Source organism: Pseudomonas fragariae (ex Marin et al. 2024), from assembly GCF_059621105.1.
Genome location: NZ_CM184369.1, coordinates 3,048,726 through 3,069,278, shown reverse-complemented (window position 1 = coordinate 3,069,278; position 20,553 = coordinate 3,048,726). Strand labels below are relative to the sequence as shown.

At 60.4% G+C, this 20,553-nt stretch carries 19 protein-coding genes and 1 pseudogene; 10 read left to right on the top strand and 10 right to left on the bottom strand.

Features of this window, described 5'->3' with window-relative positions; all coding sequences use genetic code 11:
* Nucleotides 1-288 precede the first annotated feature (288 nt).
* On the top strand, nucleotides 289-1,062 hold the full coding sequence (locus AC54XV_RS13645) for a helix-turn-helix transcriptional regulator (RefSeq protein ID WP_024641576.1): 774 nt from the start codon (nucleotides 289-291) through the stop codon (nucleotides 1,060-1,062).
* 87 nt (nucleotides 1,063-1,149) lie between these two features.
* Here the strand turns inward: AC54XV_RS13645 and AC54XV_RS13640 are convergent, their stop codons facing one another.
* The 3 genes from AC54XV_RS13640 to rpiB form a co-directional block, all read right to left on the bottom strand.
* Nucleotides 1,150-3,525 (bottom strand): glucose/quinate/shikimate family membrane-bound PQQ-dependent dehydrogenase, encoded by a 2,376-nt coding sequence (locus AC54XV_RS13640; protein WP_024641577.1) that lies wholly within the window; start codon nucleotides 3,523-3,525, stop codon nucleotides 1,150-1,152.
* 69 nt (nucleotides 3,526-3,594) lie between these two features.
* On the bottom strand, nucleotides 3,595-4,575 hold the full coding sequence (locus AC54XV_RS13635) for a sugar-binding transcriptional regulator (protein ID WP_003369595.1): 981 nt from the start codon (nucleotides 4,573-4,575) through the stop codon (nucleotides 3,595-3,597).
* Between the two features lie 67 nt (nucleotides 4,576-4,642).
* Entirely contained in the window at nucleotides 4,643-5,104 is a 462-nt protein-coding gene (gene rpiB / locus AC54XV_RS13630; protein WP_003402606.1) for a ribose 5-phosphate isomerase B, read from the bottom strand.
* Between the two features lie 279 nt (nucleotides 5,105-5,383).
* On the opposite strand from rpiB, the gene AC54XV_RS13625 reads away from it, so the two are divergent.
* From AC54XV_RS13625 to AC54XV_RS13590, 8 genes and pseudogenes are all read left to right on the top strand, one after another.
* On the top strand, nucleotides 5,384-6,871 hold the full coding sequence (locus tag AC54XV_RS13625) for a sugar ABC transporter ATP-binding protein (protein ID WP_011267784.1): 1,488 nt from the start codon (nucleotides 5,384-5,386) through the stop codon (nucleotides 6,869-6,871).
* On the top strand, nucleotides 6,868-7,845 hold the full coding sequence (locus tag AC54XV_RS13620) for an ABC transporter permease (protein WP_058398623.1): 978 nt from the start codon (nucleotides 6,868-6,870) through the stop codon (nucleotides 7,843-7,845). The genes AC54XV_RS13625 and AC54XV_RS13620 overlap by 4 nt, the downstream gene beginning before the upstream one ends.
* Nucleotides 7,846-7,888: 43 nt before the next feature.
* A complete protein-coding gene (locus tag AC54XV_RS13615; protein WP_011267783.1) occupies nucleotides 7,889-8,899 on the top strand; it encodes a substrate-binding domain-containing protein in 1,011 nt (336 codons plus the stop codon).
* A 208-nt stretch (nucleotides 8,900-9,107) separates the two neighbouring features.
* Nucleotides 9,108-9,863 (top strand): SDR family oxidoreductase, encoded by a 756-nt coding sequence (locus AC54XV_RS13610; RefSeq protein ID WP_058398622.1) that lies wholly within the window; start codon nucleotides 9,108-9,110, stop codon nucleotides 9,861-9,863.
* Between the two features lie 29 nt (nucleotides 9,864-9,892).
* Nucleotides 9,893-11,008: an erythritol/L-threitol dehydrogenase gene (locus AC54XV_RS13605; RefSeq protein WP_003402615.1), complete on the top strand. Its 1,116-nt coding sequence runs from the start codon at nucleotides 9,893-9,895 to the stop codon at nucleotides 11,006-11,008.
* A 40-nt stretch (nucleotides 11,009-11,048) separates the two neighbouring features.
* Complete coding sequence (locus tag AC54XV_RS13600; protein WP_058398621.1) at nucleotides 11,049-12,050, top strand: dihydroxyacetone kinase subunit DhaK; 1,002 nt, start codon at nucleotides 11,049-11,051, stop codon at nucleotides 12,048-12,050.
* Nucleotides 12,051-12,053: 3 nt separating this feature from the next.
* Nucleotides 12,054-12,710, top strand: coding sequence for a dihydroxyacetone kinase subunit DhaL (dhaL, locus tag AC54XV_RS13595; RefSeq protein ID WP_024641580.1), 657 nt, complete (start codon nucleotides 12,054-12,056; stop codon nucleotides 12,708-12,710).
* 148 nt (nucleotides 12,711-12,858) lie between these two features.
* Nucleotides 12,859-13,161, top strand: a pseudogene (locus tag AC54XV_RS13590) (3-hydroxyacyl-CoA dehydrogenase NAD-binding domain-containing protein); the annotation flags it as partial.
* Here AC54XV_RS13590 and AC54XV_RS13585 read toward each other — a convergent pair.
* Nucleotides 13,138-13,551, bottom strand: a complete 414-nt coding sequence (locus AC54XV_RS13585; protein WP_003402624.1) for a (R)-mandelonitrile lyase — start codon at nucleotides 13,549-13,551, stop codon at nucleotides 13,138-13,140. The pseudogene AC54XV_RS13590 and the gene AC54XV_RS13585 sit on opposite strands and share 24 nt — an antisense overlap.
* A gap of 101 nt (nucleotides 13,552-13,652) precedes the next feature.
* Here AC54XV_RS13585 and AC54XV_RS13580 point away from each other — a divergent pair, with 101 nt between their 5' ends.
* A complete protein-coding gene (locus AC54XV_RS13580) occupies nucleotides 13,653-14,543 on the top strand; it encodes a LysR family transcriptional regulator (RefSeq protein ID WP_024641581.1) in 891 nt (296 codons plus the stop codon).
* Nucleotides 14,544-14,583: 40 nt separating this feature from the next.
* Here the strand turns inward: AC54XV_RS13580 and AC54XV_RS13575 are convergent, their stop codons facing one another.
* Genes AC54XV_RS13575 through AC54XV_RS13550 form a run of 6 tightly spaced genes read right to left on the bottom strand, consistent with a single transcriptional unit; the run spans nucleotide 14,584 to nucleotide 20,548 of the window.
* The gene (locus tag AC54XV_RS13575; protein ID WP_011267779.1) at nucleotides 14,584-15,324 is read right to left on the bottom strand and encodes a GntR family transcriptional regulator; all 741 of its coding nucleotides are present in this window, start codon (nucleotides 15,322-15,324) and stop codon (nucleotides 14,584-14,586) included.
* 28 nt (nucleotides 15,325-15,352) lie between these two features.
* Nucleotides 15,353-16,150 carry a TIGR01458 family HAD-type hydrolase gene (locus AC54XV_RS13570; protein WP_496718890.1) on the bottom strand — a complete coding sequence of 266 codons (798 nt, stop codon included), beginning with the start codon at nucleotides 16,148-16,150 and terminating at the stop codon, nucleotides 15,353-15,355.
* 38 nt (nucleotides 16,151-16,188) lie between these two features.
* Nucleotides 16,189-17,772, bottom strand: coding sequence for a hypothetical protein (locus tag AC54XV_RS13565; protein WP_058398619.1), 1,584 nt, complete (start codon nucleotides 17,770-17,772; stop codon nucleotides 16,189-16,191).
* Entirely contained in the window at nucleotides 17,769-18,356 is a 588-nt protein-coding gene (locus AC54XV_RS13560; RefSeq protein ID WP_024641584.1) for a hypothetical protein, read from the bottom strand. The genes AC54XV_RS13565 and AC54XV_RS13560 overlap by 4 nt, the downstream gene beginning before the upstream one ends.
* Before the next feature lie 12 nt (nucleotides 18,357-18,368).
* Nucleotides 18,369-19,415 carry a hypothetical protein gene (locus AC54XV_RS13555; RefSeq protein ID WP_058398618.1) on the bottom strand — a complete coding sequence of 349 codons (1,047 nt, stop codon included), beginning with the start codon at nucleotides 19,413-19,415 and terminating at the stop codon, nucleotides 18,369-18,371.
* On the bottom strand, nucleotides 19,412-20,548 hold the full coding sequence (locus AC54XV_RS13550) for a hypothetical protein (RefSeq protein ID WP_058398631.1): 1,137 nt from the start codon (nucleotides 20,546-20,548) through the stop codon (nucleotides 19,412-19,414). Before AC54XV_RS13550 ends, AC54XV_RS13555 begins: the two co-directional genes overlap by 4 nt.
* Nucleotides 20,549-20,553 lie beyond the last annotated feature (5 nt).

Genomic DNA, 20,553 nt, shown 5'->3' with positions numbered 1-20,553 from the left:
GGCTCAAGGTCCTTCTTGGCGGGTAGGCAGCGGATTAAGCACTGCCGTCCCACCTGTGTATGGCCCCTTTAACCCGGACAGTGCCGTACGGCCAAATGCCACCGCAGATACACTTTCAGCGGATTGCAATCCTGTCCCTGTTTTTTGTTACAGACGCAGGATGAAAGGTTAGGCTGAATACCCGGAGACCAAGTGCCATCATCAGGCTTATCAGTAAGTGCAATCAGTAGTTGCCGCGCAGCAGTCGACATGGTCCGTTTTGCGCGGTCGGAATCAGGAAAGCTCAAGATGAACACGGCGCAACATTTCGAGTACCACGACGACCCACGCTTCTATCTGCAACTGGCCAAGCTGGTGTCCAGTACGGGCGACGAGACCTTTGCCGGGCACATGCTGCAATTGGTGGATTCGCTGGTGCCCATTCACGGGCTTGGCCTCAGTGAATGGACGCTGGACCTGCGCGAGAGCAGCATCAGTCGTATCAATCCGCTGGGCAGCGCGGGCCTGAAGCATGACCCTCCCGGCAGCGAGGCCATCGACCATCCTCTGCTATCCAGCATTCTGCACATGCAGGACCCGTTGTTGATTCAGCTCAAGACTCCGCTGAGCGCGCAACACCCTCAGCACAACACCCACCAGTGCAATCTGGTGTCCAGCCACGGTGAACGTCGGCTGATCATCTGTTTTTATCGACTGACCGCGTTGCGGGCGTTTTCCCTGACAGAGTTGTCCTTGCTCAAGAGCCTCTCCGACACGCTGTTGCCGCTGGTCGAGCACCACGCGCAGAGCCTTGCTCAGTCCAGCCACAATGCCACGCGCCTCGAGCCGGAGCCGGGCTCGCTGGATCAGGCCTTCAGTGGCAGGCTCGCACAGGGCTCGGTGACACTGTCAGCACGCGAACAGGAAGTCTGCCTGGGCCTGCTGACCGGCGGCACCGTGGCTGAAATGGCGCAGCGCCTCAAGGTCAAGAACAGTTCGGTGGAAACCTACCTCAAACGCGCCACCGCCAAGCTGGGCGTCAGCGGACGACATGGCCTGGCGCGCTGGATGGCAGGTGATTGAAGCGCCTGTGCCCTGGTGAATGAACTGCAGCGATACGCGCCAAGAAAAAGGGCCACTAAAGGCCCTCTCGCACAGACGCTTCTGCGTTCAATCAACCCGGAAGGCAATCACGCTGTCGCCCAATGTCGTACCAAGCGATCCGTGACCGCCGGCAGCAATGACCACGTACTGCTTGCCGTCGTTGCCGGTATACGTCGAAGGAATGGATTGACCACCCGCGGGCAACTCATATTCCCAGAGCATTTCGCCGTTATTGACGTCATAGGCACGGAAAAAGTTATCCGCCGTCGCGCCGTGAAAGGCCAATCCGCCTGCCGTCACCATCGGACCGCCATGGGCGACCATGCCCATGGGAAAACCGACCGGAAAACGTTCCTGCATGAAGCTGGTCTTGAGGTTTTTGGTGGTGCCGACCCGGCGCATCCATTGGGTCTTGCCAGTTGTCAGATCGACCCCGGCCATGGTCCCCCACGGTGGCGCTGTGCACGGAATGCCAAGGCTCGAGGCGAATCTGGAAATACGGATGGCATAGTCACCGTCGAAGTTCTCGTTCCAGTAGGGCTTGCCCTCCTGAGTGAACAGGCGTTTTTCCCGGGCCTGCGCGGGGCGCTTGATCAGGTTGTAGACATACGCCAGGCGCACCGGTGCGGCGATCAGCAACTGGCGGTCAGGGTCCACGGCCACCGAACCCCAGTTGAACACGCCTATGTTGCCGGGATAGATCAGCGATCCCGACTCGGTGGCCGGTGTCCAAGGGTTACCGTCATAACGAAGGGTGTTGTACGCGATCCGGCAAGCCATCTGGTCAAAAGGCGTAACGCCCCACATGGACTTCTCGGTCAACACCGGCGGGATGAAGTTAAGTCGCGAGACCGGCTGGGTGGGTGCAAAGCGCTCGCCTTCAACACCGCCCGCGGTGCGCACACTGACCTGATCGACAGGCACGATCGGCTCGCCCGTCAGTCGGTCAAGCACAAAGATGTTGCCTACTTTGGTCGGCAACACCAGGGCAGGCTGGCGGCTACCGTCTTTTCCCAGATCCAGCAGTGAGGGCTGCGATGGGTTGTCGCGATCCCAAAGGTCATTGTTCGAGGTCTGGAATTTCCAGCGCAGCGCGCCGCTCTTCAGGTCGAGAGCCACCAGTGCATCGCGAAACTTCTCGGTGTTGCTGTCGGGGTTACGCCGGGTGCCGGTTTCGTCGGGCGAAGCGTTGCCAAACGGGACGTACACCAGACCGTTTTTGACATCGGAGCTCAGGGTCGCCCAAGCGACCGGCGTATCTTGCGGATAGTTCTGGTCAGCCGCTATCGGCTGGGTGTTGTCCGGGTTTTGCGGATCGAAGTTCCATACCAGCCGGCCGGTGATGACGTCGTAGGCGCGAATCACCCCGGACGGGTTGCCGTCGTTATAACCGTTATCCATGATCGAGCTGCCGATCACGATCAGTTCGCCGGCAATCAGTGGCGCGGAGGTCTGCATCAGCGCGTGCGGGCGGATCGTGCCCATGTTGACGCTCAAGTCGATCACCCCGCCGCTGCCGAAGTCGCTGCACAGGTTGCCGGTGTCAGCATCAAGCGCTACCAGCCTGGCATCTGCAGTCGCGGTGATGATGCGTTTGGCACATTGAGCCGGCTGTTGTGGCTGACCCGCAGAGCTGGAGGCCGCTGAATAATAGCTGACGCCACGGCAGGTCTGGTGCTGCTGCAAATACGAGCGTTTTTTCTCGGGGGTGTATTTCCACGCCAGTTGCCCGGTCTGCGGGTTCAGTGCATGCACTTCGTTATGAGGCGTGCACACGTACACCCGGTCGTTGATCTTGAGGGGCGTCGCTTCAAAGGTGTACTCGCCAGCGTCCTTGTCCTCATCACGCAGGTCGCCGGTGTGGTATTCCCAGGCCACCGACAGTTTGCCGACGTTGTCCGGGGTGATCTGATCGAGGCTGGAAAAGCGCTGGCCCGCGTTGCTACCGCCATATGCAGCCCAGTCACTGCCTGCCGACTCGGCGCTGCGGGCGGTCGCCACGCTGTCGATCCGCCCTTGCTGCGGGTACGGATCGTGAAACATCAGCGCAATCACGATCAGCAGCATTACGCCAAGCGTACCGCCCAGCAACGGATGAAAACGACGCTTATCGGTGCTCGATCGCGCTTGATAAAGCGGCCGCACGACCCAGGGCATGGCCAGCCACAGGCCGATCAGTGCAAACAGATCGCCGCGAGGGATCCACTGCCATTTGTCCAGGCCCGCTTCATAGATGATCCAGAGCAGAATCCCCCACATCATCACTGCATACAGGGTAAGTGCCGACTTTCTTTTCAGGAATACCAGGGTTGCTGTGGCCAGCAAACCCAGGGCGATCATCGAGTAGGCCGGTGAACCGCCGGCAGCCACCAGTTGCGCACCCATGAACAGCAGAATGAGGCTGAGTATCGCGATGACGATACCGGTCACTTTGAGAATCATCTTCCTTGCCCTTTATTGTTATCCAGTCTTGCGCCGCGACGCTTTCGACCACGGATTTAGCCCGTAGTGTCAGTTTTTGCGTGTCGCGTCATCCAGGGCAAGGATGGTGTGGGCGTTGGTGACGGTGGTTGCCAGGGTGTTGATCACGCCTGAGCGCAAGGCACCCAGCGTGGCGGCGGCCTTGGTGTTTTCACTGGCGATGGCCACTACATCCGGGATACGAAACAATTCCTGCACGGTAAGACCGATCACCCGGCCCTGTATGGCATTGACCGCAGGCTGGCCATGAATGTCGATGAAGTCATAGCCCATCATGTCACCCACCGTGCCGGACAGCCTGGCCTGGGCGATTTCCTGCGGGGAGAACCAGCCCATGCGCACCATGTTGCTGTTCTCGCTCATGTCACCGATGCCGATCAGCGCCATGTCGGCACGCCGCGCGCGGTCAAGCGTCGAGCGCACGGTGTCGTTGCTGATCAGAATACTGCGCAGTTCAGGGTTGGCGACCAGCGCCGGGGCGTACAGGCTTTCGCTTTCACCACCAAAACGCAGCGCCAGACGGCGGCAGATGTGGTCGGGGTTCATGTACTCGCCCGCCTTCAGCGAACCGCCGATTGCACAGACAAATGTGCAGTTGCGCGTCACCGGCAGGAACACATTGTCCGCGACCGCACCCACATTGCGGCCCATGCCCACGGCGACGATCATGCCGTCGCCCAGGGTCTTGTTCAGGTAATTGGCAACCAGGCTGGCGACCGCCGAGCGCTGGGTATCCGGGTCGCTGTGGTCGACTGCAATCAACGCCCTGTCCAGCTGAAACCGCTCGACCAGCGCCAGTTCCAGCTCGTTGTTCATCGCCGGGTGCTGCAGCACCCGTACTTCGACAATCCCTTCATCGCGTGCGCGTTTGAGCAGTCGGCTGACTTTTGCGCGCGACAGGTCGAAGCGTTTGGCGATGGCTTCCTGAGTGACGTTCTCAAGGTAATAGAGCATCGCGACTTCAGTCATCAGGTCGATGTCGCTGGCCATGCGCTGGGTACTGTCACTCATGTGGACGGGCTTCCGTTTCGGCGTCAAAGGCACATTCTCCCTACTCCCGCCCTGTTCCGTCCACTGACTATTGATGCCCGTCACGCTCTATCGCGTTGATGCGCTCGACCTTGGCGCCGGAGCGCGCGGCTTCGAACTCCGACTCCAGGAACGATTTGACGATGCTTTTCGCCAGTTCCGTGCCGATCACCCGTGCACCGATGGAAAGAATTTGCGCATCGTTGCTCTTGCGTGCCCGCTCGGCCGAATAGGTATCGTGGGCCTGGGCCGCACGAATGCCGAAGACCTTGTTGGCGGAGATGGCCATGCCTATTCCGGTCCCGCAGACCAGCACGCCAAGCCGCTGCTGTCCGGCGTTGATCGCTGTGGCCACGGCCAGGGCGATGTCCGGGTAAAGCACCGGTGCCGCGGAATGAGTACCGAAATCGGTCACCGGATAACCCAGCGACTCGATATGGCGCTTCAATAATTCCTTGAGTTCATAACCCGCTTCATCACATCCGATAGCCACCGGGAAAGGTGTGTTCATGGCATCAGGCTCCACTGCCGGGGGTCTTATTATTTGACCAAATGTTCAATCGGTGAAATTCCGATCAGCCATTTCTGAAACATTAGCCGGGTTCTGTCAAGCAAGTTTTCCAGTGAATACTGAACCAAAACTCAGAAAGACCGCAGGGGAGACCCCAGCGCGGGACTCCAAAACTTTTATAGGAAACAGATTGACTGATCAGAATTTCATTTGATACACATATGCTCACTGAGCAACGCATCAGCACCTAATAAGAATTCACAGCACGAGGACACGCCAATGGCCAAGCCATTACTGCTCCAGGCTGAACACGTCACCAAGGCTTACGCTGGCATCCCCGCCCTGCGTGACGGGCGTCTCTCGTTACGAGCCGGGAGCGTGCACGCTCTGTGCGGCGGCAATGGCGCGGGCAAGTCCACTTTCCTGAGCATTCTGATGGGCATCACCCAACGTGATGCGGGGACCATCCTGCTCAACGGCGAGCCGGTGCAGTTCAGTCGTCCCGGCGATGCCCTGGCAGCCGGCATTGCGATGATCACCCAAGAGCTGGAACCCATCCCCTTCATGACCGTCGCCGAGAACATCTGGCTGGGCCGCGAGCCACGTCGGGCCGGGTGCATTGTCGACAGCAAGGAACTGAACCGACGCACCCGCGCACTGCTGGACGAGCTGGAATTCGACGTCGACGCCACCAGCCCCATGCATTTGCTGAGCGTGGCGCAGATACAACTGGTGGAAATCGCCAAGGCCTTCAGCCATGACTGTTCGGTAATGATCATGGACGAGCCCACTTCGGCCATCGGCGAGCGTGAGGCACAAACCCTGTTCAAAGCCATCCGCCGGCTTGCTGCACGGGGTGCGGGCATCATCTACGTCTCCCACCGCCTCAGCGAGCTGGCGCAGATTGCCGACGATTACAGCATCTTCCGCGATGGCGCCTTTGTCGAAAGCGGACGTATGGCCGATATCGACCGGGCACACCTGGTACGCGGCATCGTCGGCCAGGAGTTACAGCGTATCGATCACAAGGTAGGTCGCGAATGCGCCGCCGAATGCTGCCTTAATGTCGAAGGCCTGAGTCGCACCGGCGAATTCGAAGACATCAGCCTGCACGTGCGTCACGGTGAAATTCTCGGCATCTATGGACTGATGGGCTCGGGTCGCAGCGAGTTTCTCAACTGCCTGTATGGCTTGACCATACCCGATTCCGGCAGCGTCACCCTGCAAGGCAAGCTGCTGCCGGTCGGCCTGCCCAAAGCGACTATTCGCGCGGGCGTCTCACTGGTCACCGAAGACCGCAAGGACAGCGGCCTGGTACTTAATGGCAGCATCCTGTCCAACATCGCACTGTCGGCCTACCGGCAGTTGTCGAACTGGTCGCTGATCGATGCCCGCAAGGAGCACAAACTGGCCGAAGACATGGTCAAGCGCCTGCAGATCAAGACGACTTCTCTGGATCTGCCCGTCGCGTCGATGAGCGGTGGCAACCAACAGAAGGTCGTCCTCGCCAAATGCCTGTCGACCGAGCCGGTGTGCCTGCTCTGCGACGAGCCGACCCGGGGCATCGACGAGGGTGCCAAGCAGGAAATCTATCACCTGCTGGATCAGTTCGTACGCGCTGGCGGGGCCGCCATCGTGGTCTCTTCGGAGGCGCCGGAGCTGCTGCGCCTCAGTGACCGAATCGCCGTGTTCAAGGGTGGCAGGCTGGTGACTATCAGCAGCGATGCCGATCTTTCCCAGGAAGTCCTGTTGAGTCTTGCCTCATGAATGCCAAAACCATTATCGCCCCAGCTTCCGCGTCTCCACGCAGCCGCCTGCGCCTGTCTCTCGACCGTTTCGGCCTGCCGTTGGTGTTTATTCTGTTGTGCCTGGTACTGGCTTTTGCCAGCGAATATTTCATGACCTGGCGCAACTGGATGGACATCCTGCGCCAGACCTCGATCAACGGCATTCTCGCGGTCGGCATGACCTACGTGATCCTGACCAAGGGCATCGACCTTTCCGTCGGCTCGATTCTGGCGTTCGCCGGATTGTGCAGCGCACTGGTCGCGACCCAAGGCTATGGCCTCTTGGCAGCGGTCAGCGCAGGCATGTTTGCCGGCGCCATGCTTGGCGTGGTCAATGGCTTCATGGTCGCCAATCTTTCGATTCCACCGTTTGTGGCCACCCTGGGCATGCTCAGTATCGCCCGCGGCATGACCTTCATCCTCAACGACGGCAGCCCGGTGACCGACCTGCCCGAAGAATACCTGGCGCTGGGCATCGGCCGGATCGGCCCGATTGGTGTGCCGATCATTATCTTCGCGGTGGTCGCGCTGATTTTCTGGATGGTACTGCGCTACACCACCTACGGCCGTTACGTGTACGCCGTCGGCGGCAACGAAAAGAGCGCACGCACCTCCGGTATCGGTGTGCGCAAGGTGATGTTTTCGGTGTACGTGGTTTCCGGGCTGCTCGCCGGACTGGCAGGCGTAGTGCTGTCCGCCAGAACCACCTCCGCCCTGCCCCAGGCCGGCATGTCCTACGAACTGGACGCCATCGCAGCAGTGGTCATCGGCGGCACCAGCCTGTCGGGCGGTACTGGCAGCATCGTTGGCACACTGTTTGGCGCACTGCTGATCGGCGTGATCAACAACGGCCTGAACCTGCTTGGCGTGTCCTCCTATTACCAGCAGGTCGCCAAGGGCCTGATCATCGTGTTCGCAGTATTGATTGATGTGTGGCGCAAGAAAAAACGCTAGACCGGCATGAACGACTGACTACAACAATAATGAGGTTCTCATCATGAAATTCGGTACATCCCTGGCCGCGGTCGCGGCGTTCTCCCTGCTCGCCAGCAGTATATCCATGGCCGCCGATGGCAAGACCTACAAGATCGGTGCGGCGGTGTATGGCCTCAAGGGGCAGTTCATGCAGAACTGGGTGCGTGAGCTCAAGGAGCATCCGGCGGTCAAGGACGGCACCGTGAAAATCACCGTGTTCGACGGTAACTACGATGCGCTGACCCAGAACAATCAGATAGAGACCATGATCACCCAGCACTACGATGCGATCATTTTCGTGCCCATCGACACCAAAGCCGGCGTCGGCACGGTGGCCAGGGCGATGGAAAACGACATTCCGGTGATCGCATCGAACACCCGGGTTGCCGGCAACAAAGTGCCTTACGTCGGCAACGACGACGTCGAGGGCGGTCGTCTGCAGGCGCAGGCCATGGTCGACAAGCTCAAGGGCAAAGGCAATGTGGTGATCATCCAGGGACCGATTGGCCAGTCGGCGCAAATTGATCGGGAAAAAGGCGAACTGGAAGTCCTGAGCAAACACCCGGACATCAAGATCATTGAGAAGAAGACCGCCAACTGGTCCCGCGCCGAAGCCCAGACCCTGACTGAAGACTGGCTCAACGCGCATCAGAACGGCGGCATTTCCGGGATCATTTCGCAGAATGACGACATGGCTCTCGGTGCCCTGCAAGCGGTGAAATCGCGCAACCTGAAGCCTGCCGATGTGCCGATCACCTCCATCGATGGCATGCCTGACGCCATTCAGGCGGCGAAGAAAAACGAAATCACGACCTTTCTGCAGGACGCCCAGGCCCAGTCCCAGGGTGCCCTCGATGTCGCCCTTCGCACCCTGGCCGGCAAGGATTACAAGCCGCAGTCGGTGATCTGGGAGCGCTACGCCAAGGACGTCAAGTGGGGCGACGGCACCGACAAGAACTACATCCTGCCCTGGGTGCCGGTCACCGATGCCAACGCCGATGCGCTGTACAAGCAGGTCAGCGGCGGCAAGTAACCGGTCTGAGATTCCCGCTTCTGCCCGAAGGGCGTGGGAGCGAAGCGGGCGACGCTTCGCTTGTTCGCGAAGACAGTATTTCAAACGACGCATTTTCGGCGGTCATACCGGCCTCTTCGCGAACAAGTTCGCTCCCACGGCCTTCGGCCAGAATCAAAAGCTAACGTGTTTGAATCTTCAAAAAAACAGCGCTACAGGAGTCATCTTCATGTCTGAATTCTGGAACAAGGCGTTCGATCTCAATGGCCGTTGTGCGGTCATCACCGGCGGAGCAGCCGGGATTGGCCTTGCCTGTGCCAGCCTGCTGGTCGCGCGCGGCGCGCGGGTCGCACTGCTGGACCGTGACCCGGCAGTGGCCGAGGTTGCCGCCGGCCTGGGCAGCGAGCACATCGGTATTGCGGTCGACCTGCGCCGGGTCGATCAGGTCAACAGCACCATCGACAGCGTCTTCGAGCATTTCCAGCGCATCGATTATCTGGTCAACAGTGCCGGGGTAGCCATGCTGGACAAGGCTGTCGACGTCAGCGAAGAGGCCTGGGACACGACGCTGGACATCAACCTCAAGGCCAGTTTCTTCGTCGCCCAGGCCTGCGCGCGACACATGCTCGGTCAAGGCAGCGGACGCATCGTCAATCTTGCCTCTCAGGCGGCGGTCATTGGCCTGGACCGGCACGTCGCCTACTGCGCGAGCAAGGCCGCAGTGGTCGGCATGACCAAAGTGCTGGCCATGGAGTGGGCACCACACATCAACGTCAACGCCATCTCGCCCACCATCGTCGAGACCGCGCTGGGCAAAAAAGCCTGGGCGGGCGAAGTCGGAGAACGGGCCAAAACGCAGATCCCGGCAGGCCGCTTCGCCCAGCCGGAGGAAATAGCCGGGCTGGCCCTGTACCTGCTCAGCGACGCCGCCAGCATGATCACCGGCGAAAACGTAGTGATCGACGGCGGCTACAGCATCCAGTAATTCATTTTTCTGTCGTGAGGTTCATCGTCATGTCCACCGTCACCGAACGCACTGCCGAACAACTTTCACCGGTCATCCCGAAAACCATGCAGGCCGTGGTCTGCCACGGTCCGGAAGACTACCGGCTGGAAACCGTGGATGTGCCGACTCCCGGCCCCGACGAAATCCTCACCAAGGTCGAGCTGTGTGGCATCTGCATGGGCGACATCAAGACCTATCGCGGCGCGCCCTCGTTCTGGGGCGATGCCGAGCAGCCTCGCTACGTCAAACCACCGATGATTCCCGGCCATGAATTCGTCTGTCGCGTGGTGGCGCTCGGCCCTGGCGCCGAAAAGCGTGGCGTGCAGATCGGCGACCGGGTGATCTCCGAGCAGATCGTGCCGTGCTGGGGCTGCCGCTTCTGTAACCACGGACAGTACTGGATGTGCCAGAAGCACGACCTTTACGGCTTTCAGAACAACGTGCAGGGCGCCATGGCCCAGTACATGATTTTTACCAGGGAAGGCATCATTCACAAGGTGCCCGACTCGATTGCCCCGGACGAAGCCATCCTCATCGAACCACTGGCCTGCTCGCTGCACGCAGCCGAACGGGCCGACGTCGATTTCGACGACATTGTGGTCGTCGCTGGTGCCGGCACACTGGGCCTTGGGATCATTGGCGCGGTGCGCATGCGTAACCCGAAAAAACTCATCGTTCTCGACATGAAGCCCGAGCGCGCCGCCCTCGCCCTGCGCATGGGTGCCGACGAGGTGTGGAACCCGGCCGAGGTCGATGTGCTGGCGAAGATCCGTGAGATAACCGACGGCTACGGTTGCGACATCTATATAGAAGCCACCGGACACCATAAGGCGGTCAATCAGGGCCTGGCGATGCTGCGCAAACTCGGACGCTTTGTGGAGTTCAGCGTATTCAACGATGAGGCCACGGTGGACTGGTCGATCATCGGTGACCGCAAGGAGCTGGACGTGCTCGGTTCTCACCTCGGCCCTTACATGTATCCGCGCGCCATCGACTTTATCGGCAACCGCAAGATCGACATGCGCGACGTCGTCACGCACAAATTCCCCCTGGCGCAGTTCAAGGAGGCGTTTGCCGTCATGGAGCGCGGTGATAAATCATTGAAGGTGGTTCTGGAACCCTGATCCGCCCGATCCTTATAAAAAGAACACAGGAAATCGCGTTATGAACCGAGTGATAAACGATCCGGACCAGGTGGTCGAGGACATGCTGCGCGGCATTCTGGTAGCGCACCCCGAACTGTCGCAAAGTGAAGGTAACCCGCGGGTCATCAGCAAAACCCGTCCCTCTGATCAAGGACGCGTCGGTATCGTTACCGGCGGCGGCTCGGGTCATGAACCGGCCTTTCTCGGCTATGTCGGCCCCGGCCTGGTGGATGCGGTCGCGGTCGGCGAGATTTTCTCCTCGCCTACGGCCAAGAGCTTTTTCGATGCCTTCCGCGCGGCCGATCACGGTGCGGGCATCGCCTGCCTGTACGGCAACTACGCGGGCGACAACATGAACGTGAAGCTGGCGATGAAAATGGCCGCCAGCAAAGACCTGCAAGTGCGTACCGTGGTGGCCAACGACGATGTGGCCTCGGCACCGAAATCCGATATCGCCAAGCGACGCGGAGTGGCCGGGGAAATTTTCATGTGGAAGATCGGCGGCGCTGCGGCCGCAAACGGTTACGATCTGGACGGCGTGATCCGCGTCGCGCAGAAGGCCGTGGATCAATGCCGATCCATCGGTATCGGCCTGACGCCCTGCACCATCGCGGCGGTCGGCAAGCCCAACTTTCAGATCCCCGACGGCAAAATGGAGCTGGGCATCGGTCACCATGGCGAACCGGGTATCGAAGTCATCGACATCGAGCCTGCAGCGGCCATGGCCGAGCGCATTCTGGCGCCGATCCTGGCCGACCGGGATTTCAGCGTGGACGACAGCGTAGTCGTACTGGTTTCAGGCCTCGGTGCCACGCCGGTGATGGAACTCTACGTGTTCTACGCCGAAGTGGAGCGCCTGCTCAAGGCCCGGGGCTTGAAAATCCATCGCTGCTACGTGGGCAATTACTTCACATCGCTGGAAATGATGGGGGTAACCCTGACGCTGCTGGGCCTGGACGCCGAACTGAAAAAACTGATCGACCACCCTTGCCGTTCCATCGGCATGACCCAGGCGGAGTGAACCATGAGCGAACAATTCTCTACGCATCTCCCTGCACAACAGGGCACTCCTATCGTTGCCGACCTGGTGAGCGTGATCGTCGCCAACCGCGAATACCTCAGCGAAGTGGATGGCGCGATCGGTGACGGCGACCATGGCATCAACATGGCCAAGGGCTTCGCCCACTGCGGTCGTACCATCGAAGGCCGCCAACTGAGCCTCGCCGAAGCGCTGGACGAACTGACCCTGAGCCTGATGGAAGGCATCGGCGGCTCCATGGGCCCGCTGTACGGCAGTCTGTTCATCGGCATGGCCGATCAGGTGCGCGGCTGCGAACAGATCGACGCCGCGGCCTTCGCCAGCCTGCTGCGCGGCGGCCTCACCTCACTGCAGGACATCACCGAAGCCGGGGTCGGCGACAAATGCTTGATGGATACCTTGATTCCGGCCGTCGAAGCCTTCGAGCAGGCCCACGCCCGGGGTGAATCGTTCAGCGCAGCGCTCGATGCGATGAAAAGCGCCGCATCACAAGGGCGCGACTCCACCCGTGATCTGGTGGCGAAGATAGGCCGGGCGAGTCGCCTCGGCGAACGGTCGCTCGGCGTACTGGATGCAGGCGCGGTGTCGTGCTGCCTGATACTGACGCAACTGGCGGATTCGGTGCAGCCGAGGCTGAGATGAGCAAAAGCCGAAGTTCATGAATATGATTCATGAGTCTATCCCGATAATGCTCCATTGTTGAAAAAATGACAGGCCTATAAGGTGATCCGGACATCACGAAGCTGATCTGCAGATGCGGATTCGCTCGAGTTTCACCGAGGAACTGGTCATGCAAAACCCGAAAAAAATCATCGTAGTCATCGGTGCAGGCTCCATAGGGCAAGCCATCGCCCGCCGTGTCAGCGCGGGCAGGCACGTATTGCTCGCCGACCTGCGTCAGGACAACGCCGATGCGGCGGCCAAGGCGCTGGCCACCACATCGGTGGATGCACTACTTGCGCTGCCCATGCTGCACGAAACGCATATCACCGATCCCCTGCACGCTTATCAGTTGTCCAAGCGCGGCAACGCGTTACGCGTCATGGCCGAGGCAGTGCGCTGGGGCAAGTTACTCGCTGTTATTAGCCGCGTGGTAGTCGCCATCCGAGACCGGTTCCATCCAGTCAACCACCTCGCCGTCCAGCACCTCGGCAATAGCGATGTGGGTCATGGCCGTCGTTGCGGTTGCGCCATGCCAATGCTTGACGTTGGGCGCAATCCACACGGTATCGCCGGGCTTGATGGTGCGAACCGGCTGGCCTTTTTCCTGCACCAGGCCGGCGCCTGACGTGACAATCAGCGTCTGGCCCAGGGGATGGGTATGCCAGGCAGTGCGTGCGCCCGGTTCGAACGTCACCGTGGCTCCGCTTATTCTCGCGTCTTCCGAGCCCTTGAATGGCGCGTCGATGCGCACGGTACCGGTGAAATAATCGGTCGGGCCGCTGGCGGAAGGCTGTGAGCCGCTGGAATTGATGACAATCATGGGAATCCTTGAGCGTTATTGGAAGTCACTCCAATCTACCCGCCGAGAACTATTGCGACTATCGGCTACAATTCGAAAATACTTATCGACAGGGCTCATCAATGCTTCGGGAAAACGCCGCTGATCTGCTTGCCTTCCTCGCAGTCGCCAAAGAGCGAAGCTTTACCAAGGCAGCTGCCAGACTGGGTGTTTCACAATCAGCACTGAGTCACACCGTTCGCAGCCTGGAAGCGCGCCTTGGCCTGCGCCTGCTGACACGCACCACGCGCAGCGTATCGCCCACAGAGGCTGGCGAACGCCTGATCCAGAAAGTCGGCCCGCATTTCGATGAAATCGAAATCGAGCTGGCAGGACTGAGCGACCTGCGCGACACCCCTGCCGGCAAGATCCGCATCAATGCGATGGATCACTCGCTTGACCTCATCATCCGGCCAGTACTCAAGACCTTCTTGCACAAATACCCGGACATCAGTGTCGAGGTATGTTGCGACTACAGCTTTGTCGACATCGCCGCCGAAGGGTTCGATGCGGGCGTGCGTCTGGGTGAAGCCGTGGCGGACGGAATGATCGCCACCCGCATAGGCCCGGACATGCGTCTGTCGGTGGTCGGTTCTCCAGCCTACTTCGAAGGCCGCACGAAACCCGAGACGCCCAGAGACCTGACCGCGCACCGCTGCAACAATCTGCGCCTGCCTACCAATGGCGGCCTGTATGCCTGGGAGTTCGCCAAAGACAGCGAAACCCTGAACGTCCGCGTCACAGGCCAAGTCACGTTCAATGGTGTCTATCCGCTTCTGGACGCGGCGCTCGACGGCTTCGGGCTGAGTTACATTCCGCACGATCTGGTTGCCGAACATATCGAAGCCGGACGTCTGATTCAGGTGCTGGAAGACTGGTCACCGACCTTTGCCGGCTTCCACCTCTACTACCCGAGCAGACGCCAGGCATCGCCCGCGTTTGCTCTGTTACTGGAAGCATTGCTTTACCGGTGATGGATCAAACGACCAAAACGCGCAGCTCCGTAGCAACCGCTCACTGCACTTGCGCACGCAATCTGGCGGGCTCGCCGTTCTTCTCGGCGTAATGACGCGCGCGGCGCAAGACATGCTGGGTGGCTCTGCGCGCTTCCTCCTTATTGAGCTCTACATGCGCTTCCAGCAATTGCTGAGCCTGTCGCGGCCGACGTTGCAGGAGGGCCTTTAAAATACTGCCATGCTCTTCGTACGTTGCATCGATTCTGGAGGCGCTGAATTCGAGACGCCGGATGGTCCGGGTCTTTTCGGTGACTTCGTAATGCAGCCTGGCCATTTCCCGGTTGCCCACCGCCTCGACCAACGCGCAATGGAAGCGTTCGCCCAGCCCGGCGAGGATATCGGTGTCTCTCAATCGCTCGTTTTTCGGCACCAGCCAGGTGCGTATGAGTTCGTCGATCAGCGGCTCGACGCTCAGGTCCATCAAACCCAGCCTGGCGAGCGCCGCCAGCTCGAGCACCACCCGAACGTCATACAGCTCCTCGAAGTGATGAGGGTCGAAGGGCCGCACCTGCCAGCCGCTTCGGTAATAAACCTCCACGTACCCTTCCTGCTCCAGCCGGAACAATGCCTGCCTGACCGGTGTACGACTGGCCTGAACACGCTCGGCTATTTCACCTTCAGTAAATCGTTCGCCGGGTAATAAACGAAACTCGGAAATGTCTTCTTTGATCCGGGCGTAAATCCGCTCGGATAGCGTTTCCGGGCGTTCTTTCAACTTTTTGGCGCATGCTGTCTGCATTGATGATTCGTCCTTGTAATCCAGTTACTTAACCTTGGCGCAGATGACCTGCGGCACTGCCGGACATCCACCAGCGTGGAAAATCTGCAATCCCTTCAATCACCGCATCCACGTTTTGCCGATGGGCCTCGAACAGCCTCGGGTCATATTTTCCGGTACGCACCAGCAGGCTGCTGGCACCGACCGCTTTCGCCCCTGCGCAGTCAGTCAGAACGTCGTCGCCCACTACCAGAGTGCGGCTGGCGCTAGTGTCGAGTTTGCGCAAGGCAGCCTCGAAAAACGTCGGCGACGGCTTGCCCATGACCAGGGCCTGTATCTGTGCTGCGGCCTCGAGCCCGACGATGAAGGCGCCGCAATCGAGACGCTCCCCGTCACGATCGAACCAGAACAGGTTTTTTTGCAGCGCAATGAGGCGAGCACCGCCTCGCAACATACGGAAACAGCGATTCAGCGTGGCGTAGTCAAAGGCTTCGCCGATATCGCTGATGACCACTACGTCCGGGGTCGTATCGTCTGTAGCGATGCCACTGAACGCCGGCCGTATCGAATCGGGTACCAGCAGATGGCACTTGAGGTGCGGATGTTGCTGCAAATAGCCCAGACAGGCCGTGGTGGCGGTCTGGATTTCGTCGGGGACGACCTCGATTCCGGCGCGACAAAGCTCCTCTGCCAGCTCCTCGGGCATCTTCGCCGTGGTGTTGGTCAGCAATTGCAGCCTCAAACCCTGGGAACGCGCGAAGCTCAATGCATCGGCTGCGCCCGGCAGAGGCTGCCCCTTGAGCAGGAGTGTGCCGTCAATATCGAAAAGCAGGCTGTCGAAACGCATGGATAAGCTCCCTGTGACTGAAATTATCGAGTCAGGTGTCAGAATGTGGCTGTCAGCCAATGGCGAATCGCGGGCAATGTCACTTCAGCGTCGGCAGGACGTGGCAAGGGCGTGCTGCTGGCGTCCAGCAATACGCCACGCAACCACGGGTCAGTGGCACATACCGTGTGGTCGCCACCTTTTCGGCTGACGCGAACGGCGTGTTCTGAACGAGTGGCCAGCAGTCGCGTGCCTCGCGGAGCCTGCCAGTAGCAGCCGCCCGTCCAGCCTTCGGCAAAGACCTGCCCGCCGGCGCACTCGAACATCGTCCACTCATCTCGAAACGGCTGTGCGAGGCTTTTGCGCCAGGCCTCGGTCACTGAGCCAGGGTCGTGTCCGGACAGCGCCAGTCGCGCCGTGTTGAACAGCACCAGACCGTTGTCGGCCGGATGAAAGAGCGCCGCGCTTTTGTGCATATCCGGCACGCCTGATGCGTCATAGACCAGCCAGCCCTGCTGCTCGAAAAAACTGTTGGGGTAAAGATCGTGATGGACAGGTGCCATGCCGTGATCCGAGTGAGCGACGCAGCGTACCTCGCCACCGGCGGCATCGACGCAGCGCAGGATCAGCTCATCGACCCACCCCGCTATCTCGTCGAACAGGCGTTGTCCGACCGCCTGCATCAATTCGCTGGCCCAGTCTGGCGCGAGGTACTTGAGCAAATGATGTGACAGCAGATCCACCACCGGGTAATAACCGATGACACGCTGTGCATCACCGGCCCTGACTGCGCCGACAATGTCGTCGCAAAAGCTTTCATGCATCTCGCGCATCAGTTCCAGCAGCAGCCATTCCGCAGCGCCCTGCCCGCCCTCATCCAGCCGCTTGCCCAACTGTCCGGTGCGATACAGCACCGTCAGGTCATTGGCCACGTAAGCCTTGCCGGCGTCGCCCTGCAGATCAAGCGCCTGGACCTCACGGTAACCGAAGCTGATCACACAAACACGGTTTTCGATGTGCACCGCACGCAGTGCAATCGCCTTGCACACATTGCCTGGGGCCTGCCCCGACAACGGCACGTGCACCGTGCTGCCCAGCGGCAACCGGCACGCAGCACGGCCATGGTCTTCTGGCCAGTCGAGCACAGCGCCGTCCTGTTGCAGACTGACCCTGGCAAGCACATTCAGGGCCTCGATACGCAGCCAGCCACCGTTTTCAATGACCTCAGGGCGCAGCGAAAAACCCTGATAGACACAGCTTTGCCCAAGCAATGCGTCACCCAGCCTGTCGGGCTGGACAAAGGGCACGGCACACAGGCGAAAAGTGATGCCCTGGCGCGCCCATTCATCCCAGACCATATCGATGTGGCGCGGCCAGCCCTCAAAAGCATCCGCCACCGCCAGGCAGTCCTGCGGCGTTGGCGCAGGGACGAGATAGCCCGTCAAGCCGTGCTCGCTGACCGGTGCGCCGCTGAAGATCGACAACAGTGATGGCGGCGTCTGGCAATTGGGTGAAAGTGGCAGCAAGGGGTAACACGGCCACTGCGCCGAGGGCCGTCCAGGCTGTCCTGCCCGGTAACGCTTGACCAGCTCCCACGACAACCCGTCGATCAACAGCCAGACCAGCGGATCAGCGCCCTTCATGAAGCGATCCGGCGTTGAGAGTCGTCCAACGCCCACCGGGCCACTACAGCGACACGCTGCTTCAACTGCTCGAGCGAGCCGCTGTTGGGCAGCACGTAATCCGCTTCGATCCGACGCATCTGCAGATCCAGTGCGCTGTTTTCCACCACGCTGATGTCGCCTCGTTGTCCAAGACGCGTTTGTCTCACGGATGAATCGGCAAGCACCTTGATCACCTGAAAGCCTTGCGCCTGAAGGTACGGCCAGTCAACGGTGTCGTCGCGCAGGTCATCATTGATGACCACTTGCGCGCAGGATCGGGCCAATCGTCGGGCGAAGTTCGTGACCAGCGACTGGCTGTCCAGATCCCTCAGCTCGCGTGCGATGCACTCCAGCAAACGCTGATTCTGGCTGCCGCTCGCCACTTGCACCCCGGCCTGCTCATAAAACATGCCTTGCAACTCATACAGGGGCTGAGCGAGCTTGATGACCTCGACCGGCAGCCCGGCTGTTTCAAAATACTCACGCAGCAACCCGGCGGTTGTACTCTTCCCGGAACCGCTGGGGGCCACCAGCGCCAGACGCAATTGGTTAGCGTGGTTCATAGGATCTCCTTATCAGGCGCTGATCAGCTCGCGCGCCACGCCCACGCGGCTTTGCCACTGCACACCGAGCAGCCCACGGACAATTTGCGGCGGCACGCTGTCGGTCAGCGAACCGGCATCCAGCAAGCCGTGCCAGGTCGAGGTAACGAAACGATGCGGCCACTCGAACAGTGTGGGTGAGTGGATCTGGTCCAGAATCGCATCGCGGCCCATTGCATCGACCCGCAATTTGCCCCGCGCCGACACGTTGGGCAGGATGACGGTCTCCAGCCATCCACAGCCCTCCGGGCTGGCCTTGAGTGCGGCGCGCATGGCTTCGGGCTTGCACAGGCGTTTTTCGGTATGCGCGATCGACAGATCATCGGCCACCGCTGCCAGATCGAGTCGCTTTGCCAGTTCTGGATGTGTACGTAATGTGCCGACACCGACATGCGGATAATCCGGCCAGCCGCGGGCGCGAATCCGACCGTCGACGCTGTCCAGCAGCAGCTTGTCCCCGGAAAAGTACAGGTACTCATCGGACAGCACCAGGTCGAGCATGGTGGTGGTCTTGCCTGCCCCCTTTGCACCGCCGATGGCAGCAATCCCGCCGTCCGGCCCGACCACCGCCGAGGCATGCATGATCACACTGCCTTTGGCCTGTTCGACCAGCAGCCCGTAATAACGCACCAGCTCGATCAAGTGGATGAATGCATTTTCGTCGCCATGAAAATCAACCGTGTGACGCGCTCGGTCAATCCGGTAACCGACCCGCGTATCGGCATCCCAGGCGTAGTCCATCCCTGTCTCCGGGTCATGGCCACGCAACACGCGCAGGGTAAAGCCGGGAGCGTAGGTTTCGCGGATGATGTCGGGCGTCACGCAGAGGCCCATCCACTCCGGGTTGAATGCCGCGCTGTCGTGCAGCCGCAGCCTCAGGTCGACGGCTGTCTGGCCGTCGTCGTCCACTTCGGCAAAGTAAGGCGCAAGGAACACCCGCAGCCGCTGGGCCAGTGCCGAGCCCGAGGTCTGATCGTCCAGTTCAAATCGATAGCGTCCATTGCAAAGATAACGGCTCATGAGTGCAGGCTCTCCGGGCGGGTGATGAAGGGTGATGGCGAATGCAGGAAGGCAAAACGATCAGTCAGGGGCCAGCACTCCTGGCGACGTTCGCTCAGAAATGCCTGCAGATGCTCCATCAGCCTGCGCAGATCGGCATTGACCGACTGAGGGTCTATCGCGCCCCGGCACTTGAGAAAACGCACCTCACCACGCGTCGTACTCCCCGCCTGCGAATCGAGCGGCATGCAGGTCTCGAAGGTGATCGCGAAGAGGTTGCCGCTGTCCACGGATTCGCACGGGGCACTGAACGCGTAACGTCGGTACTCGCCAAGCGCCTGCAACGTGCTGTCAATGTTCATGGCCATGGCCTCCAGCGTCGGGGAGCCCAGCGACAGGTGCCTTACGGTGCCGGACAGGCTGCCCGGCGCACTGCGAAACAGCTGCACGATGGGTTCATTGACCGCCAGCTTGCGTTTGCGGCTGCAGTGCTCGACCCATACATAACCACCGTCTTCCGCCCTGGCGGCGGTGACCTGGTGGTCCCAGACCTGAAATTCGTCACCGCACTGACTGGTGAACGGCGCCATTACCGGGCTGAAACTGGCGTCGAACCAGGCCTCGCCGAGCATTCGCGCATGGCAATCAGGTGCCAGCTCGAAGGACTCGACGTAGGTCTGTTCGCTGGTGGCGTAGCGACATTCCCAATTGTTGATCGCCAGATGGTTGCGCTCGAACGCATTGCGCAGCGCGATCAACAGGTTTTGCGGGACGGCAGGCTGCTCGATTTCAAGCGGCGGCTGTACAAACAGCGAACGATGCACATCAATGCGATTGAGCAAATGGCTGATGTGTACCTGGTCCGCCTGCAAGCGGATGATCGCCAGCGGGATGGCGGCACCGGACAGGTTGTGGCAGCTTTCGTCGCCCAGCGCGCCGTGCGAATCTTCAAGGAGCATCGCCCCGTCGGCATCCCAGCGTGCCAGTACCCGGTGGCGGCCTCGCAGGTCAGCGACGGCGGTCAGTTCACCCAGCAACGCCGTGTCCGCAGCAATGGCATACAACCTGTGGTCATCGCTGCCGAACGGCTCCTGATGACGGATTTTCCAGCTACCAAACACAATAGCCGTCTGCGTGGTCGTGGATTGCGACATGGTCA